This window comes from Acinetobacter sp. YH01004 (genome assembly GCF_013420455.1).
Taxonomy (GTDB): Bacteria; Pseudomonadota; Gammaproteobacteria; order Pseudomonadales; family Moraxellaceae; genus Acinetobacter; species Acinetobacter towneri.
The window spans coordinates 1-1,189 of the sequence record NZ_VOXZ01000044.1; the positions used below are offsets into that span (position 1 = coordinate 1).

Annotated in this window: 1 protein-coding gene; it reads right to left on the reverse strand. The window is 37.6% G+C overall.

The features are described 5' to 3' along the window. Positions 1-450 precede the first annotated feature (450 nt). Entirely contained in the window at positions 451-1,020 is a 570-nt protein-coding gene (locus tag FTT71_RS13205) for a peptidylprolyl isomerase A (RefSeq protein WP_004969822.1), read from the reverse strand. Positions 1,021-1,189: the final 169 nt, after the last annotated feature.

Here is a 1,189-nt window from a genome sequence, read left to right on the forward strand (position 1 = left end):
CAAACTCTTCAGTTAAAATCATTTTGAAGCTTTAATCTAAACTTCCAAATCTGGCTCATCAATTTTCTGACTTAAATTTCGCTCAAATAAACTTCGAGTAATTTAAACCAATCAATCAATGAAATATCTTCGATCAATCAATCAGTAAAAATCCACACAAGTTGTTCTTCATAATCTCTTAATGATCTCAATTTCTGCCTCGTCAGCAGAAATTTTAACGCAAAACACTTCTAACAACTCAACCCTGTAAGCTAAGTTCGTAGGCTGTTTCGCGTCGGGATGGGTGCATTATAGGGCAATTTCCTACACGTGCAAGTGCTTTTAACTGCTTGTTTTCACGAGTGTTGGATTTTTACGCACTATTTTGGTTCAAAAACACACAAAACTCGCACTAACCCTATAATTTTAAATTAAAAATATGTTTTTCATATTTTTGCAATCTAAATCCGCTTATTTTGTTGGGGCAGCCTCTTTCACTTTCACACTGAGTATTTTTACCGCTTGTTTCGGTACATTTTGATGCATGCCATAGTTGCCTGTTGGTACTTTTACAATTTTATCGACAACATCCATACCTTTAGTGACTTGACCAAATACCGCATAGCCTGCGTTACGTGGACTTCGATTTAAGAAATCGTTATCTACCACATTAATAAAGAATTGGCTGCTGGCAGAATCAGGATGATTCATACGTGCCATCGCCAAGGTACCACGGGTATTTTTCAATCCATTACTTGATTCATTACGAATGGTCGCTTTGGTTGGCTTTTCTTGCATATTGGCATCCATACCACCGCCTTGCACCATAAAGCCTGGGATAACACGATGGAAGATCGTACCGTTATAGAAGTTTGACTTGGCATAGTTTTCAAAGTTCTTTGCAGAAACTGGGGCTTTGTCATTAAACAGTTCGATTTCAATATTGCCCATGCTGGTTGTCATTTCTACCACGGTGTTGGCTGCCATCGTATTGAAGCTGATAAGCATTGCTGCCATGGTAAACACACTTTGTTTTAACATTTGCTGACCAATCCATCTGTGTTGTATTTGCATTGCATCTATATTAACCCGAATTACGGATAAGAAAAGCCCTTGAAAAAAAGGTAGTTAGAGCCATTTAGAAAGTTACGACACAACCCAAAGGCTCTAACTACCATGTACGATTTTACAGAAATTTTTTGTATTGTTG

Coding starts and splice junctions, on each gene's coding strand:
- FTT71_RS13205 (WP_004969822.1), bottom strand. CDS start 1,020: ATGTTAAAACAAAGTGTGTTTACCATGGCAGCAATGCTTATCAGCTTC.